16 protein-coding genes are annotated in these 15,136 nt (G+C 64.3%); 8 read left to right on the top strand and 8 right to left on the bottom strand.

The window, feature by feature from the left end; all coding sequences use genetic code 11:
- Positions 1 to 82: 82 nt before the first annotated feature.
- From NKI69_RS29550 to NKI69_RS29565, 4 genes are all read right to left on the bottom strand, one after another.
- Positions 83 to 655: a GNAT family N-acetyltransferase gene (locus tag NKI69_RS29550; RefSeq protein WP_023811307.1), complete on the bottom strand. Its 573-nt coding sequence runs from the start codon at positions 653 to 655 to the stop codon at positions 83 to 85.
- 110 nt (positions 656 to 765) lie between these two features.
- Positions 766 to 1,545 carry a Bax inhibitor-1/YccA family protein gene (locus NKI69_RS29555; protein WP_023811308.1) on the bottom strand — a complete coding sequence of 260 codons (780 nt, stop codon included), beginning with the start codon at positions 1,543 to 1,545 and terminating at the stop codon, positions 766 to 768.
- Positions 1,546 to 1,772: 227 nt separating this feature from the next.
- A complete protein-coding gene (locus NKI69_RS29560) occupies positions 1,773 to 4,322 on the bottom strand; it encodes an ABC transporter permease (RefSeq protein WP_352723064.1) in 2,550 nt (849 codons plus the stop codon).
- Complete coding sequence (locus NKI69_RS29565; protein WP_023811310.1) at positions 4,322 to 5,017, bottom strand: ABC transporter ATP-binding protein; 696 nt, start codon at positions 5,015 to 5,017, stop codon at positions 4,322 to 4,324. Before NKI69_RS29565 ends, NKI69_RS29560 begins: the two co-directional genes overlap by 1 nt.
- A gap of 83 nt (positions 5,018 to 5,100) precedes the next feature.
- Here NKI69_RS29565 and NKI69_RS29570 point away from each other — a divergent pair, with 83 nt between their 5' ends.
- Both NKI69_RS29570 and thpR read left to right on the top strand, forming a co-directional pair.
- Entirely contained in the window at positions 5,101 to 5,745 is a 645-nt protein-coding gene (locus NKI69_RS29570) for an arylesterase (RefSeq protein WP_023811311.1), read from the top strand.
- A gap of 125 nt (positions 5,746 to 5,870) precedes the next feature.
- On the top strand, positions 5,871 to 6,467 hold the full coding sequence (thpR, locus tag NKI69_RS29575; RefSeq protein WP_352723065.1) for an RNA 2',3'-cyclic phosphodiesterase: 597 nt from the start codon (positions 5,871 to 5,873) through the stop codon (positions 6,465 to 6,467).
- On the opposite strand, the gene NKI69_RS29580 is transcribed toward thpR, so the two are convergent.
- On the bottom strand, positions 6,371 to 6,889 hold the full coding sequence (locus NKI69_RS29580) for a low molecular weight protein-tyrosine-phosphatase (protein ID WP_352723067.1): 519 nt from the start codon (positions 6,887 to 6,889) through the stop codon (positions 6,371 to 6,373). The two genes, thpR and NKI69_RS29580, sit on opposite strands and share 97 nt — an antisense overlap.
- A 50-nt stretch (positions 6,890 to 6,939) precedes the next feature.
- Between NKI69_RS29580 and NKI69_RS29585 the strand changes: the two genes are divergently transcribed.
- From NKI69_RS29585 to NKI69_RS29595, 3 genes are all read left to right on the top strand, one after another.
- A complete protein-coding gene (locus NKI69_RS29585) occupies positions 6,940 to 7,236 on the top strand; it encodes a 4a-hydroxytetrahydrobiopterin dehydratase (RefSeq protein ID WP_023811314.1) in 297 nt (98 codons plus the stop codon).
- Between the two features lie 123 nt (positions 7,237 to 7,359).
- On the top strand, positions 7,360 to 7,722 hold the full coding sequence (locus NKI69_RS29590) for a YkvA family protein (protein WP_352723068.1): 363 nt from the start codon (positions 7,360 to 7,362) through the stop codon (positions 7,720 to 7,722).
- A gap of 270 nt (positions 7,723 to 7,992) precedes the next feature.
- The gene (locus NKI69_RS29595) at positions 7,993 to 8,496 is read left to right on the top strand and encodes an invasion associated locus B family protein (RefSeq protein WP_127296348.1); all 504 of its coding nucleotides are present in this window, start codon (positions 7,993 to 7,995) and stop codon (positions 8,494 to 8,496) included.
- Between the two features lie 68 nt (positions 8,497 to 8,564).
- Here the strand turns inward: NKI69_RS29595 and NKI69_RS29600 are convergent, their stop codons facing one another.
- The gene (locus NKI69_RS29600) at positions 8,565 to 9,920 is read right to left on the bottom strand and encodes a chloride channel protein (protein WP_352723069.1); all 1,356 of its coding nucleotides are present in this window, start codon (positions 9,918 to 9,920) and stop codon (positions 8,565 to 8,567) included.
- A 159-nt stretch (positions 9,921 to 10,079) separates the two neighbouring features.
- On the opposite strand from NKI69_RS29600, the gene rlmN reads away from it, so the two are divergent.
- Genes rlmN through NKI69_RS29615 form a run of 3 tightly spaced genes read left to right on the top strand, consistent with a single transcriptional unit; the run spans position 10,080 to position 12,240 of the window.
- The gene (gene rlmN, locus NKI69_RS29605; RefSeq protein ID WP_023811317.1) at positions 10,080 to 11,315 is read left to right on the top strand and encodes a dual-specificity RNA methyltransferase RlmN; all 1,236 of its coding nucleotides are present in this window, start codon (positions 10,080 to 10,082) and stop codon (positions 11,313 to 11,315) included.
- The gene (locus NKI69_RS29610; RefSeq protein WP_128304282.1) at positions 11,312 to 11,761 is read left to right on the top strand and encodes a hypothetical protein; all 450 of its coding nucleotides are present in this window, start codon (positions 11,312 to 11,314) and stop codon (positions 11,759 to 11,761) included. The genes rlmN and NKI69_RS29610 overlap by 4 nt, the downstream gene beginning before the upstream one ends.
- Positions 11,761 to 12,240 (top strand): hypothetical protein, encoded by a 480-nt coding sequence (locus NKI69_RS29615; RefSeq protein ID WP_352723070.1) that lies wholly within the window; start codon positions 11,761 to 11,763, stop codon positions 12,238 to 12,240. The genes NKI69_RS29610 and NKI69_RS29615 overlap by 1 nt, the downstream gene beginning before the upstream one ends.
- Before the next feature lie 6 nt (positions 12,241 to 12,246).
- Here the strand turns inward: NKI69_RS29615 and NKI69_RS29620 are convergent, their stop codons facing one another.
- Together NKI69_RS29620 and NKI69_RS29625 are read right to left on the bottom strand one after the other, a co-directional pair.
- Positions 12,247 to 12,888 carry a LysE family translocator gene (locus tag NKI69_RS29620; protein WP_128304284.1) on the bottom strand — a complete coding sequence of 214 codons (642 nt, stop codon included), beginning with the start codon at positions 12,886 to 12,888 and terminating at the stop codon, positions 12,247 to 12,249.
- A gap of 126 nt (positions 12,889 to 13,014) precedes the next feature.
- Positions 13,015 to 15,090 (bottom strand): putative bifunctional diguanylate cyclase/phosphodiesterase, encoded by a 2,076-nt coding sequence (locus NKI69_RS29625; protein ID WP_352723071.1) that lies wholly within the window; start codon positions 15,088 to 15,090, stop codon positions 13,015 to 13,017.
- Positions 15,091 to 15,136 lie beyond the last annotated feature (46 nt).

Consider the following 15,136-nt stretch of genomic DNA (forward strand, 5'->3'; position numbering starts at 1 on the left):
CTCGACGCCTGATGTAACCGCCTTCTTCTTCAGTTCTTCAGTTCTTCAGTTGTTCAGTTCTTCAGTTCCCCAATTCCTCGCTTCAGTCCCCTTTAAGACGAAACTTCCGCTCCGGCAGCGAGCTCGGATCGGGCGGCGCCGAGGCACCGCCATTCAGCGACAGCTGCATGAACACCGTGTCCAGCCAGCGCCCATGCTTGTAGCCGGAACCTTCGAGGCGTCCCGAATAGCGAAAGCCGAGCTTTTCGTGCAGCCGCACCGAGGCACTGTCGGGACGGCCATCGCCGATCACCGCGATGATCTGGCGAAAGCCCGCCGTCGTCACTGCCTCGATCAGGCTTTGCATCAGCTTGAGCCCGACGCCCTGGCCCTTGGCCTCGGGCGCGACATAGACCGAATCCTCGACGATGAAGCGATAGGCCGGGCGCGGCCGGAAGGCGCCGGCATAGGCGTAGCCGAGAACAGTGCCGTCCTTCTCCGCCACCAGGTAAGGAAAGCCGCCGGCCATCAGGCTGTCGAATCGAACACCCATCTCCGCGCGGCTCGGCGGCTCCAGCTCATAGCTCGCCGTGCCTTGGGTCACCGCGTCGGCATAGATGGCCGTGACGCTGTCGAGGTCGGCCACCGTGACAGGCCGGATCGTAATATTGCTCATTGTTTATGCATGTCGTTTCTCTGCTCGCAATAACAGCAAAGGCCAAGACAAAAGAAAAGGGCGGCCGTTGGGCCGCCCTTCTGGAACTCGATGGTCCAAGCGCTGCTGTACTAGCGGCGGTCGCCCATGAACTGCAGCAGGAACATGAACAGGTTGATGAAGTCGAGATAGAGCCTCAGCGCGCCCATGATCGCCTTGCGGCCGGCGACATCGGTAGCATCGCCCTCGAAATACATCTCCTTGATCTTCTGCGTGTCATAGGCGGTGAGGCCGGCGAAGACCAGCACGCCGATCGCCGACACGGCGAAAGACAGCGCCGACGACTGCAGGAAGATGTTGATCACCGACGCGATGATGATGCCGAACACGCCCATGATCAGGAACGAGCCCATTGCCGTCAAGTCGCGCTTGGTGGTGTAGCCGAACAGCGACAGCGCGCCGAAAGCGGCGGCGGTGGCGAAGAAGGTCTGCGAGATGCTTGCCGTGGTGTAGACCAGGAAGATCGACGACAGCGACAGGCCGACGAGACCGGCATAGACCCAGAACGTGGTCTGCGCGGCAGCGACGCTCATCGACTGAATCCTGAACGACAGGAAGAACACGGCGGCCAGCGGCGCCAGCATCACCACCCAGCGCAGCGGCGAACCGAAGATCGCGTAGCCGAACGAGGTCAGCATCTCGCCGCTTGGCAGCGTCGCGACAGCCGAAGCCGGATCGGTGGTGGTGGCCAGCATGATCGTGCCGACAGCGGCAAGACCAGTGATGAGGAGGCCAAGCCCCATCAGATTGTAAACCTTGATCATGTAGGCGCGCAGGCCCTGATCGATGTCGGCACCGACGCTGACGCCGGGCACGGCGCGCGTCTGGTAGTTGCGAATGGGATCAGCCATTGTAGTCCTCTATTGCTTCTGCCCCGTCCGGTGTCAGGTCCTTCCGGACCCAGGCGCCGCTGGCAGGGCTCCAGCATGCCTGTGGCGAAATATGATGGTTATTCGCGTCAAGAACAAGACCGTAACCGGATGTAACGGTTCGTGAGGCAACCAAGTGCCGATTCCTCGGCTTTCCGGACGGCTTTCTTACCAAGATTTAATCCAGGATGCCTTTTCCGGGCCTGTCGTCACAGGTTGCGCAGCACCGGTGCTGCCTTGTGGCCGAGCACCCGCCAGGTGCCGGCGAGACCAATGCCGACCGTGACCACCAGCGAAAACAGAATGGTTGCCACCGCCACCTCCGGCATGAAATGCGACGGCAATGTCATGATGCGCGCGACGACGAACCAGGCGGCAGCACTGCCCGCTGCCAGCGCGAAGATGGCGGTGGCCAGCCCGATCAGCATATATTCGAGCGAGAAGGCCGATATCAGCGTCGTGCGTGTCGCACCCAGCGTCTTCAACACCACCGCATCATGGATGCGCGCCCGGTTGCCGGCTGCAAGCGCGCCGGCCAGCACCAGCACCGAGGCGATCAGCGCCACGCCAGCGGCGGCCCGGATCGCCGTGCCGAGTTGCCCGACCAACCGGTTGACGACATCGAGCGCGTCCTTGACCCGCACCGTCGTCACCGCGGGGAAGGCGCGGGTGACGGCGTTGAGGATGCGGGCGTCGTCGGCCGTCGAGGCACTCTTTTCGGTCAGCGTCGCCATCCAGCCATGCGGGGCGCCTGAGAATGTGTTGGGCGAGAAGACCATGACGAAATTGATGCCCATCGTCTCCCATTCGACCTGGCGGAAATTGGCGATCCTGGCGGTGACATTGCGGCCCAGCACATTGACGGTGATGGTGTCGCCGAGCTTCAGCCCGATCTCCTTGCCTTCTTGCGCCGAAAACGAAACCAGCGGTTCGCCGCTGTAATTTTCGGGCCACCAACTGCCCTCGGTCAACGTCGCGTTCTCCGGTTGCCTGGTGTCATAGGTCAGGCCGCGGTCCCCCCTCAGCACCCAGGCGCCTTCCGCCGGCACTTTCACCTTGTCGACATCGACACCGTTCAGCGCCATCACCCGGCCGCGCAGCATCGGCACCTTGGCCAGCACGCCCTGCGGGGCCTCCTTGCCGATCAGCGCCGAGAAAGACGCGACATCGGCGCTCTGGATGTCGACGAAGAAGAAGTTCGGCGCCCGTTCCGGCAGGCTGCCGGAGATCTGCCGCCTGAGATTGCCATCGATCAGCGCCAGCGTCACCAGCAGCGTCAGGCCAAGCCCCAGGGACAGCACCACCGATGGCGTCAGGGCGCCTGGCCGATGAATGTTGCCGATGGCGAGCCTGAGCGCCACGAAGCGCACGCGCGGGCTTTTCCTGGCCGCCCATTGCACCAGTGCGCCGACCACGCGCAGCACCAGGAAGGCGAAGACGGTAGCGCCGACAAAAATCGAGGCTATGCGCTGGTCGCCCGAGAACAGAATGGCCAGCGCCGCAAGCAACAGCGCGATGCCTATGGCGGCCGCGACATAAGCGGGGCGCGGCAAGCCGCGGCCTTCCAGCCCCATTTCGCGAAACAGCGCGGTTGCCGGCACGTCGCGGGCGCGGCCGAGCGGCAGCAGCGCGAAAGCCAACGTCACCAGCAGGCCGAACAGCGCCGCCATACCGAGCGCGCCGGGATAGAAGCCGCCTTCGGCAGGCACCGGAATGACGGATTGCAAGGCCGCACTCGCCGCGAACGGCATCAGTGCGCCGAGCACAAGGCCCAGCACGATACCCAATCCGGCTATGATCAGGATCTGCACGAGATAGACGGCAAAGACGAAGCCGCCCGAAGCGCCAAGGCTCTTGAAGGTGGCGATGACGCCGCGCTTGCCGTCGAGATAGGCGCGTACCGCATTGGCGACGCCCACGCCGCCGACCACCAGCGCCGTCAGCCCGACCAGGGTCAGGAACTGCGAGAAACGTTCAATGTTGGACGACAGCGCGGGCGCCGCGTTGCTGCGTGTGCGGATCGACCAGCCTGCTTCGGGGAAATCCGTGGCGGCCTTGTCCTGGACGGCTTTCAGCCGCACCTCGTCGGCGTCTGCCGGCAGCCGGATCTTGTAGGCATTCTCGACCAGGCTGCCCGGCTGGATCAGTCCAGTGGCCGCCAGTCCGTCGGTCGAGATCATCAGCCTTGGGGCGAAGCCGAAACCGTCGGACACGGCGTCCGGTTCGGCGACCAGCCTGGCGCGCAGTTCGAAAGTGGCGGTGCCGAGCTTCAGCCGGTCGCCGATCTTGACGTGCAACCGCTCGAACAGAAGATCGGGTGCCGCCGCACCGAAGACGCCGAACTCTTCGCCGAACAGTTCCTGTTTCGACAGTGCCGGCTCGGTCTCCAGCGTGCCATAGAGCGGATAGGCATGGTCGACCGCCTTGGCCTCGACCAGCGCCTGGTCGGATCCGTCGGCCAGACGCGCCATCGAACGCATGCTGGCGGTCCGGGAAACCGTGCCGAGCCCGTCAAGGAAGCTGCGCTCCGCCCGGCTGGCGTCACGCTGATTGATCTGGAAGCGAAGATCGCCGCCGAGCAGCGTCTGGCCCTGATTGGCGACACCGGCGGTGATCGAACGCGCCACCGAGTTGACGCCGCCGATGGCCGCGACGCCGAGCGCGATGCAGGCGAGGAAGATCAGGAAGCCGGACAGGCCGCCGCGCATCTCGCGCAGTGAGAAGCGGACCGCGAGCCTCAACGTCCGGGACAGCGGCATCAGGCCGTCACCTTGACGGGGGCCGGTGCCTCGATCCGGCCCGAGCGCATCGAAACCTGGCGCGAACAGCGCGCCGCGAGCGCCGGATCATGGGTCACCAGCACCAGCGTCATGCCGCGCTCGGCCGCCTTGGCAAACAAGAGGTCGGCGACCTGCCGCCCGGTCGCCTGGTCGAGATTGCCGGTCGGCTCGTCGGCGATCAGGATGCGCGGCGACGGCGCCAATGCGCGGGCGATCGCCACGCGCTGTTGCTCGCCGCCCGACAATTCGCCGGGATAGTGGGTGACGCGGTCGCTGAGGCCAACCGCCGCCAGCTCGCGCGCCGCCACCGAAAACGGATCGGCATGGCCGGCCAGTTCCAGCGGCACCGCGACATTTTCCAGCGCCGTCATGTTGGGAATGAGATGAAAGGACTGGAACACGATGCCAATGTTTCGGCCACGAAACGAAGCAATCTGGTCCTCGCTTTTGCCGTTGAGCAGCTCGCCGGCGATTCGGACCGTACCCGAATCGACCCTTTCCAGTCCTGCAAGGACCATCAGCAATGTCGACTTGCCGGAACCCGAAGGCCCGACGATGCCGGTCGCCTCGCCGGTCGCCACATCGAGGCTCACCCCCTTCAGCACATGGACCGATGAAGCGCCCTCGCCAAGGGTCAGGGATACATCTTTCAGCGCGATGACCGCTTCTGTCAAAATGAAATCGTCCTATATCTGGAGATGAAGGCTCTGCTTGCCGGAAGCCGTCGAAGAATCCTAGCTCATATGGGGCCTGCCGCATGTCTTTCAAACGCAGTATTGCCGCAGGCTTCGTGGCTTTCCTCGCCATTTGCGGCGCCATGTCCTCGGCGAGCGCCGAGCCGTTCAAGATCGTCGGCTTCGGTGACAGCCTGATGGCGGGCTTCGGCCTTGGGCCGGACCAGGGCTTTACCAACAGGCTGCAGGCGGCACTTGGCGCCAAGGGCCACGAAGTGACCGTCGCCAATGCCGGCGTCTCCGGCGACACGACGAGCGGCGGCCTGGCGCGGCTCGACTGGTCGGTGCTGGACGGCACGCAGCTGGTCATCCTCGAACTCGGAGCCAACGACATGCTGCGCGGCGTTTCGCCCGACATCGCCAGGAAGAACCTCGACGAGATGCTAAGCAAGCTGAAGCAGCGCAAGATTGCCGTGCTTCTGGCCGGCATGCGTGCCGCACCCAATCTCGGTCCCGACTACCAGAATGCGTTCGACGCCATTTTTCCGGACCTGGCGAAGAAATACGACGTCGTGCTCTACCCGTTCTTTCTCGACGGCGTCGCCGGCCAGCCCGGCATGCAGCTCGAGGACGGCCTGCATCCAAGCGCACGAGGCGTCGACCAGATGGTCGAACGCATCCTGCCGACGGTCGAGAAGGTGATCGCGGCGGTGCCGGGCGATTCCTAGCGGGCTGGAACTGTTTCCGCCCGGCGAGCTTTTAACAGGGACTGTGACCAACAAACCTCTTGCTCCGTTTGACTATCGATGATTCGCTGGGGATGACAGTTCGATTCGAGGAAGGGAGGCTCTTCATGCCGCGTCTTTTCACCGCCCTCGAAATTCCGCGTGACGCTGCCCTTTCGCTGTCCCTGCTGCGGGGCGGCTTGCCGGGAGCCCGCTGGATCGATGTCGAAAACTACCATCTGACGCTGCGCTTCATCGGCGATGTCCCCGGCCATGTCGCCGACGAGATCGCCAACGCGCTCGACCGCGTCCACCGTCCTTCCTTCTCGCTGGCGCTGTCCGGCGTCGGCGCTTTCGGCCAGAAGAAGCCGCATGCGGTGTGGGCGGGCGCTTCCGCCTCGCCCGATCTGGCCGCGCTTCAAGGTGAGATCAACCGCATCTGCCAGCGGCTAGGCATCCCGGCCGACCCGCGCAAATTCATGCCGCATGTGACGCTGGCGCGCTTACGCAATTCGACCCCGCTGGACGTCGCCCAGTATCTGTCGGCACGCGGGAATTTCTCGACGCTGCCGTTCCGCATCGGCCGTTTCGTGCTGATGTCGTCGCGCGATTCGGTCGGCGGCGGACCCTATATCGTCGAGGAAGCCTGGCCGCTGTCAGGCACGGACGCCCGCGCCTCCAGCCTTGTCGCCAGCGCCTCCGACGCCTCGCGGATCATGCGATAGGCGGAAGCGAAGGCTTCTGCCTCGTCATGATAAGGATCCGGCACGTCGCGTGATTTTCCCTGCGCGAACTCCAGGAACAGATGGATGCGGTCCTGCACGGCCGCGGGCGCCAGCGCCTTCAGGTCGGCGACATTCGACCGGTCCATGCCGAGGATCAGGTCGAAACGGTGGAGGTCCTGCGGCGTGACCTTGCGCGCCCTCTGCCCGGAAATGTCGACGCCGTGCCGCACCGCAATCGCAATCGCGCGTCGATCGGGGGCAGAGCCGGCCTCCCAGTCACTGGTTCCCGCTGAATCGAGCAGCATATCCCGGCCAGACCCGCGCTCGGCCCAAACGGCGCGGAAGACACCTTCCGCCAGCGGCGACCGGCAGATGTTGCCGAGGCAGACGAAGAGAATGGAATTTATGGGCTTCGCGCTCATCGATCCGTCGCTATGGTGAGGGTCGTTTTCGAATAGCACAGGATATGGACATGGCGAGAGAGAAACTGGGCAGGCAAGCCGCTGAAGCCGCATTGACCGGTCTCGACGGCTGGGCGCTGGCGGAAGACGGCGCCTCCATCAAGCGCACATTCACCTTCGCGAATTTCTCCGAGGCTTTCGCCTTCATGACCCGCGTCGCGCTTGCCGCCGAGACGATGGACCATCATCCCGACTGGTCGAATGTCTACAAGACAGTCGACGTGACTCTGAACACTCACGACGCCGGCGGCGTCACCGCGCTCGATATCGATCTGGCCAAGAAAATGAACCGTTTTGCCGGCGCCTGAGGCCTGGTATCGCCTCGGCGGGCCCAAATCGGCACCGGCATCTTGTAGCGGGGGTCGGGTTTCACCACATTTTCCCCCGCGGGCATGCGCCGGGATGCGCACGGGCCCTGCAAGGAGAGACTGATGGCGCAACAATCCGGTTTTGATTTCTTCGGCTTTGGCGGCAAGCCGGCAAACGAGAGCGAAGTGCGCGAGAAATTCTGGCGCACAGCCAAGAAGGCGGCGCGGCAGATCCCCTTCATGGAAGAGGTTGTGGCCGCCTATTACTGCGCCATGGACAAGAACACGCCGCTGCGCGCCAAAGGCATTCTGCTCGCCGCGCTCGGTTATTTCGTGCTGCCGGTGGATGTCATCCCCGACTTCGTCTTCGGGCTTGGCTTTACCGACGACATCGCCGTGCTCACCGCCGCGATCACCGCCGTCAGTGCCCACATCACCACTGCGCACCGGCAGGCCGCCAGGGACGCCATGGCCGACAAGGGCTGAACTCGCGCACGGAACGCCGTTGAAGCCGGCTTTCTGCGGCAGCGTAAAAAGTCAAACTCTTGCCGCTTTCGTGGCCTCCAAGTCGCCAAAGGGATGTCGCGCCAGCCGCTCGCAAGGCGGCGGCGCGGGAATGGCGGCGGTTTCCTCGGGGTGAGGCTCCTTTTCTCTTCGGAAATTCACCGTTTGGTAACCCAGATTAAATCAAAATGAAGCGACGGGCAGGACGCCAAGCCGGCCTGCCTCCGCACCATTTGGAATACGGGAAAAGCGATGCGCGGATTGATTGCTATAGTTTCGAGTCTGGCCCTGGTGGCCGTGGCAGCGCCGGCACTGGCGCAGTCTGCGACCAAGATCGGCCAGCACAATGCCTGGGGCACCTACAGCTACCAGGCATCGGGCGGCAAGGTCTGCTATGTCCTGACCGTGCCGACCGACAAGCAGCCGCCGACGCTCGACCATGGCGACATGTTCTTCTTCGTCAGCCAGCGGCCCGGCCAGCAAGTGTCGTACGAGCCGCAATTCATTGCCGGCTACAACTTCCAGGACGGCTCCAAGGCCACCGTGACCATCGATAAGAAGACGTTTTCGATGTTCACCCGCGGCAAATCGGCCTGGGTCGAGAATGCCGCCGAGGAGCCGGTGCTGATCGCCGCCATGAAGACCGGCACCGACATGAAGGTGACGGCGAAGTCCGGCCGCGGCAACCCGACCAGCTACGTCTTCTCGCTGAAGGGCATTTCGGCGGCGCTGACGTCGATTGCCAAGTGCAAATAGGCAAAGAGTGCAAGCAAGCACTTCGTTTTGAATGAATGGCCGGGCCGCAAAGCCCGGTCTTTTTGCTTTCAGCCTTGCCCCGATCCCGGCCCGGCCTCCGCTCGGCGGCGCCGGATCGCCTCGGCGATGAAGACACGCGACAGCGTGTGGTAGAGCGGTTCGTGCGAGATCATGCGCGCCGTGCCATAGCCCAGCATCGAGGCCAGCATCAGCGCGATGACATTGTCGTGATTGCCGGTCATCTCCAGAATGATGACGAAGGCCGTCATCGGCGCCTGCACGACACCGGCGAAATAGCCAGCCATGCCGAGCAGCGCCGCCGCCCCCGTGCTAGCGCCCAAGAGAAGGCCAAGCGAACTGCCGATGCCGGCACCCACCGCCAGCGAGGGCGCGAAGATGCCGCCCGGAATGCCCGAGATCATCGACAGCAGTCCCGCCAGGAACTTTTCGGCAAAGAAGATTGGGGGCAGCGGCGTGCCTTCGACGGCGCCGCGCGCCTGCATATAGCCGGTGCCGAAGGTCAGCCCGCCCGACGCGATGCCGATCACTGCAACCAGCAGCCCGCAGACGGCCGCGACTAGCAAGGCGCGCCGCAAAGGCTGGCCTGTGCTCCAGCGCCGGATCCGGCGTGTCGCCTTCAACGCCAGCAGCGAAAACAGCGCGCCGGACCCGCCACCGATGATGCCGCAGGCAAGCACCAGCGGCCACTCTGCGGCGAACGAGATCGTCTCCCTGGCGACGCCGAAATAGGTGTAGTTGCCGAGCAGGCCGAGCGAGGCGAGGCCGGCCAGGATCACCGCCGTCAGCACCAAGCCGTTGGTGCGCGCCTCGTAGGTGCGGCCCATCTCCTCGATGGCGAAGACGATGCCGGCCAGCGGCGTGTTGAAGGCGGCGGCGATCCCGGCGGCCGACCCGGCAAGGATCAGACCCCGGGCCTGGACCATGCCGCCCCAGCGTGCCGCCTGCAGCATCAGCGACGCGCCGACCTGCACGGTGGGACCCTCGCGGCCGATCGAGGCGCCGCAGAACAGGCCGACGATGGTGAGCATGATTTTGCCGACCACCAGTTTGAGGGACAGGATGTGGCTGCGGTCTTCGTCGTCGCGCAGGTGGCGAGCGGCGATCGCCTGCGGAATGCCGCTGCCTTGCGAACCGGGAAAGAAGGTATGGGCGAGCCAGGCGCACAACACGAAACCTAACGGCGAAACGGCAAGCGGCAGATAGAAACGCCAGCCGCCTGCGTTTCCTGTCATCAGGTGAAAAAGTTCCTGCGCCCTGTCCGCCAGCACCGCGAACAGCACGCTGATCACACCGATGCCAAGCGCCCCGGCCCAGAACACCAGGCGCGGCTGCCACACCCGCCGTGAGCCCCACATCGCGCGCGAACGCCGCAGCATGGGATATTTTCGCGATGTGCCGGCCATGTCTGTCCTCGAGCGGGGAGTATCGAGCCCTAACACGTGCAGGCCAGAGGTTAAACCGGCACAACCCATGACTCTGCCCTCAACCTGTGCTATGCGCCGCGCTTCCTTTCCCGGCACGATGCGTGAAATCGGCCGCAAACCGCTTATATCAGTGCAACCATGACCCTTTCATTCGATCTCACCACTGACGGCGCCCGCGACGCGTTGCGTGCCCGCGCGGCACAGCCCGAAAAGCCGTCGCTGATCGGCCTGACGCGGGTCGAGCTCGCCGAGGCTCTGGTTGCATCAGGCACCGTGCCCGAGCGCCAGGCGAAAATGCGCGCCCAGCAGTTGTGGCACTGGATGTATGTGCGCGGCGTCTCCGATTTCGCCGGCATGTTCAACATCTCCAAGGATCTGCGCGCCGAGCTCGACAAGCATTTCACCGTCGCCAGGCCCGAGATCGTCGAGGAGCAGATTTCCGCCGACGGCACGCGAAAGTGGCTGTTCCGCTTTCCGCCGCGCGGCGCCGGCCGGCCGGTCGAGATCGAGACTGTCTACATTCCCGAAGAGGGTCGCGGCACGCTGTGCATCTCGTCACAGGTGGGCTGCACGCTGACCTGCTCGTTTTGCCACACCGGCACGCAGAAGCTGGTGCGCAATCTAACGGCTGAGGAGATCCTCGCCCAGCTGCTCACCGCCCGCGACCGGCTCGGCGATTTTCCCGACCGCGACACGCCCGACGGCGCCATCGTGCCGGCCGAGGGCCGCAAAGTGTCCAACGTCGTCATGATGGGCATGGGCGAACCGCTTTACAATTTCGAAGCGGTGAAGAAGGCGCTGCTGATCGCTTCCGACGGTGACGGCCTGTCCCTGTCGAAGCGGCGCATCACGCTGTCGACCTCCGGCGTCGTGCCGGAAATCTTCCGCACCGGCGAGGAGATCGGCGTCATGCTGGCGATCTCGCTGCACGCCACCAATGACGATCTGCGCGACTTGCTTGTGCCGATCAACAAGAAGTATCCGCTCAACGAGCTGATCGCCGCCTGCCGCGCCTATCCCGGCTTGTCGAACGCCAAGCGCATCACCTTCGAATATGTGATGCTGAAGGACGTCAACGATTCCATCGAGGACGCCAAGGGCCTGATCAAGCTGCTCAAGGGCATTCCGGCCAAGATCAACCTGATCCCGTTCAACCCGTGGCCGGGCACCAATTACCAGTGCTCGGACTGGGAGACGATCGAGAAATTCGCCGATTACATCAACAATGCCGGCTATGCCTCGCCGATCCGCACGCCGCGCGGCCGCGACATTCTCGCCGCCTGCGGCCAGCTCAAATCCGACTCCGAGCGCATGCGCAAGGTCGACCGGCTGGCGCTGGAAGCGATGATGATAGCGGGGCACGGCGAGGCGTGAGCCGCCCCTTCGCCTGGCTAAAACGCTTCGCCATCATGGCGGTCGGCTATGTCGCCGCGGTGCTGACCTCGATCCTGGTGCCGGTGCTGCTGATCGCTCTCCTGGAAGGCATCGAAGACGGCAACTGGTCCATCATTTTCGCTTTCGACTGGCTGGGCTCGTTCCCGCTCGCCGTCTTGACCGTAACGATCGGCGCGCTGTTGATCGTCGGCCCGGCGCTCTTTGTCGCCGAACGGTTTTCACTTCGGGGATGGTACTACTTCGCCGCCACCGGTGCGATCACGTCCATCGCCTTTGGCGTATCCATGCCGCGCTCGGCCAGCAGCTTTGTCTTCAATCCGGGCTTTCTGGGTTTTCTCGCCACCGCCGGCATCGCCGCCGGTTCGGTCTACTGGCTTCTGGCTGGACGCAGGTCCGGCACGCGACAGACTCTGGGCAGAGATTGATGGCGCGTCTCGTCGGCTACCTCGTCCGTTTCACTGTCATCCTGTTCGGCTATGCCGTCGCCTCGCTGGCGGCGAGTGCCTTCCTCAACATCCTGTTCCTGGCATCGCTCGGCTACACGCCGGAACATGCGCACCCGACGGCGACGGCTTCCCTGTATTTCTCAATTCCCTTCGCCGCCCTGTTCGTCGCCTATTTCGCCCTGATGCCGGCCTCTGTCGTCATCCTGCTTGCCGAAATCCTGGGCCGGCGCGACTGGCTGTTCTATGCGCTGGCAGGCGCGGTGGTTGCCGGTGTTTTCCTCGGGCTTGCCGACCGCAGCGATGACACCGCCTTCATCGTCAGGGACACCAGCGCCATCATGGCCGTGATCGGCAGCGGCATGGTCGGTGGTATCTTTTACTGGCTCAGCGCCGGGCGCTGGGCCGCAAGCTGGTGGCAAGGCGAACCAGGATCAAAAGAGGATGGCCAGACAGGATGACGGCGCCTACTTCGCCTGCGCCGTCAGGATCTTGAGGGCGAAGGCGGAGAACACGCCGGCAAAGAGATAGTCGACCGCCCGTGTGACGCGCGGGCTGGCCTTCATCGCCGCCGAAAACTTTTCCGCCGCCAGCACCATCGGCACCGTCACCGGGACCGACAGCACAATGAACATCAGCCCAAGGAAAAACAGCTTTCCCGGTGCGTTCGGATCATGCGCGGAGACGAACTGCGGCAGGAAGGTCATGAAGAACAGGATGATCTTCGGGTTGAGCAGATTGACGCCAAGACCCGCGGCCCAGCTGCGCAACAGGGAAATCTCGGGGCCTGTCTTCTTCTCCGGCGAAAAGGCCGAGCCCCTGGTGATTGCCTGCCAGGCCAGGAAGACGAGATAGCCGGCACCGAAGATCTTCAGCACGAAGAAAGCCATCGGCGAGGCGACGATCAGCGCCGAGACACCGACAACCACCAGTGTGGTGTGGATCAGCGTGCCGCACAGCGCGCCGGCCATCGAGGCAAAGCCGGTGGCACGGCCCTGGCTCAGCGTGCGCGAGACGAACAGGGTCATGTCCGGCCCCGGCGTGATCGCCAGGATGACCGTGGCGATGGCGAACTGGATCAGCGTGGCGGTGTCTGGAATGAACGACATGAGCGGCCCCCAAGGGATTGCGAGGCCTATACAGGATGCGCCATGACGATGCCAGACACAGCAGCGACCCGATCTCGATCCAGCAGGCGTCCGCACGGCATTCGCTGGACGGCCGGCCGCGGCGTCCTATGCCTGCCTGCTCAGCCGCATCCTCGCCGGCTCCTCCGCGACGAGTTGATCGTTGCGGACATCGGCGTCCCCGGTGATCTGGTCGATCGGCTTGGGCCGGCCGAGGAGATAGCCTTGCGCCTCGTTGCAGCCTTCGACTTGCAGGATGGTGAGCTGGACATGCGTCTCGACGCCTTCGGCAAGCACCGGAATGTCGAGGCTGCGGCCCAGCGTCAGCACCGCCCGGATGATGGCCTTGGCCTGCGGGCTTCGCTCGACGTCAGCCATGAATGAACGGTCGAGTTTGATCTTGTCGAACGGAAACGAGCGCAGCGTATCGAGCGATGAATAGCCTGTGCCGAAATCGTCGATCGCGATCGTCACCCCCAGCGCCTTGATCTGGCGCAGAACATGCAGCGTGCGCACCTTGTCGGCGACGATCGTCGATTCGGTGAGCTCCAGCTCCAGCCGTTTCGGCGACAGCCCGGTCTCGATCAGGATCTGATGGACGAGCTTGGCGAGATCGGCATGGGCGAACTGTACCGGCGACAGATTGACCGCGATCTTGTGGCCGTTGCCCCACGAGGCCGCCTGGCGGCACGCGGTCCGCAGCACCCATTCGCCGATCGCCATGATCGAGCCGTTCTCCTCGGCAATCGGGATGAATTCGGCGGGCGGGATCATGCCGTGCACCGGATGGGTCCAGCGCAGCAGCGCCTCGTAGCCGCAGGTGGCGCCGGTCGGGACCGAGGTCTGTACCTGATAGTGGAGCGAAAGCTCGCCGCGCTCGATCGCCTGGCGAAGGTCGGTGGCCAGCGCGCGGCGCGCCCGCGCCGTCTCGTCCATGGCGGATTCGTAGAAGCAGACGGCTCGCGTGACGTCGTTCTTTGCCCGGTACATGGCAAGATCGGCATTGCTGACCAGCCGCTCGCGGTCGGCCCCGTCGCGCGGATAGATCGCTACGCCGATGCTGGCGCCGGCGGCGATTTCGAAATCGTCGAGCCGCAACGGCTCGAACAGGGATTTCTCCAGCCGCGAGACCAGCCCGAGAAGGTCCTTCTGATCCTTGAAGCGCTTGATCGCGGCGAACTCGTCACCGCCGAGCCGGGCGACGAATTCGCCCTCGCCGATGAGTTTCGAGAGCCTGCGGGCGACGATCTTGAGCGCCTGGTCGCCGGCCGCATGCCCCCTGAGGTCGTTGATCTCCTTGAAGCGGTCGAGATCGATGACGATGACCGCCGTCATTGTGTCCTCGCCCTCGCATGCCCGGTCGATTTCATGGTCAAGGCGGTCGTTGAAGGAGACCCGGTTGGGAAGGCCGGTAAGGGCGTCGTTGAGGGCGAGATGCTGAAGCCGCTCGAAGCTCTCCAAACGACCACGCTCATCGATCAGATAGCTGGCGAAGCCGGTAGCCGCGACGATCAGGCCCACCACGGCGACGGCGACCGCCATTGCCACCAGAATATCGGGATTGGTGCCTGTGCTGATGAAGGACAGCGGCGTCACCGCCACCGCGGCCATAGCCGTGAAATGCAGGCCGACGATCGCCAGCACCAGCAGCCCGATGGCGAGATAGTTCGACCAGCGGTATGGCCGGCGCACGGCATGGCCGACGGCCAGGGCGGAGAACACCGCCGAGATGACCAGTGAGGCCACGACATAGGAGCCGTCCCATTCGACGATGCCGGCAACGTGATAGGCCATCATGCCGGTGTAGTGCATGGCCGAGATCGCCAGGCCGACGACGACGCCGCCCCATTCCGGGGCCAGGCGCCGGCTCTTGCCGGATGCGAGGGTGAAACCCAGCCCGGTGCCGGCGATGGCGATGACCAGGGATGCCATGGTCAGGACCGGATCGAAGGTGATCGGCGCGCCGGGCTGGTAGGCCAGCATGGCGATGAAATGGGTGCACCAGATCGACGAGCCGGCGGCGACCGCGGTCAGGAACAGCCAGCCCTTCATCTGCACGCCGGTGGTTTTTCTCGAACGGTCGAAGAGGCCGATCGTCACCCAGCAGCCGGTGACGCACATCAGCGCCGCCAGCAGGACAAGCCACAGATTATGCTCCATGGCGATGCATGATATAACGCGCATCAGGAATGGCCCAGCCCGAGGGTGCCCGCGACGAGGCAAGGCCGTC

It is taken from the genome of Mesorhizobium sp. M0491, assembly GCF_040321265.1.
In the GTDB taxonomy this organism is placed as follows: Bacteria; Pseudomonadota; Alphaproteobacteria; order Rhizobiales; family Rhizobiaceae; genus Mesorhizobium.

Excerpts from the sequence above, each read along its gene's own strand:
- NKI69_RS29550 (WP_023811307.1), bottom strand. The coding sequence starts at position 655 with ATGAGCAATATTACGATCCGGCCTGTCACGGTGGCCGACCTCGACAGC.
- NKI69_RS29555 (WP_023811308.1), bottom strand. The coding sequence starts at position 1,545 with ATGGCTGATCCCATTCGCAACTACCAGACGCGCGCCGTGCCCGGCGTC.
- NKI69_RS29560 (WP_352723064.1), bottom strand. The coding sequence starts at position 4,322 with ATGCCGCTGTCCCGGACGTTGAGGCTCGCGGTCCGCTTCTCACTGCGC.
- NKI69_RS29570 (WP_023811311.1), top strand. The coding sequence starts at position 5,101 with ATGTCTTTCAAACGCAGTATTGCCGCAGGCTTCGTGGCTTTCCTCGCC.
- thpR (WP_352723065.1), top strand. The coding sequence starts at position 5,871 with ATGCCGCGTCTTTTCACCGCCCTCGAAATTCCGCGTGACGCTGCCCTT.
- NKI69_RS29580 (WP_352723067.1), bottom strand. The coding sequence starts at position 6,889 with ATGAGCGCGAAGCCCATAAATTCCATTCTCTTCGTCTGCCTCGGCAAC.
- NKI69_RS29585 (WP_023811314.1), top strand. The coding sequence starts at position 6,940 with ATGGCGAGAGAGAAACTGGGCAGGCAAGCCGCTGAAGCCGCATTGACC.
- NKI69_RS29590 (WP_352723068.1), top strand. The coding sequence starts at position 7,360 with ATGGCGCAACAATCCGGTTTTGATTTCTTCGGCTTTGGCGGCAAGCCG.
- NKI69_RS29595 (WP_127296348.1), top strand. The coding sequence starts at position 7,993 with ATGCGCGGATTGATTGCTATAGTTTCGAGTCTGGCCCTGGTGGCCGTG.
- NKI69_RS29600 (WP_352723069.1), bottom strand. The coding sequence starts at position 9,920 with ATGGCCGGCACATCGCGAAAATATCCCATGCTGCGGCGTTCGCGCGCG.
- rlmN (WP_023811317.1), top strand. The coding sequence starts at position 10,080 with ATGACCCTTTCATTCGATCTCACCACTGACGGCGCCCGCGACGCGTTG.
- NKI69_RS29615 (WP_352723070.1), top strand. The coding sequence starts at position 11,761 with ATGGCGCGTCTCGTCGGCTACCTCGTCCGTTTCACTGTCATCCTGTTC.
- NKI69_RS29620 (WP_128304284.1), bottom strand. The coding sequence starts at position 12,888 with ATGTCGTTCATTCCAGACACCGCCACGCTGATCCAGTTCGCCATCGCC.
- NKI69_RS29625 (WP_352723071.1), bottom strand. The coding sequence starts at position 15,090 with ATGCGCGTTATATCATGCATCGCCATGGAGCATAATCTGTGGCTTGTC.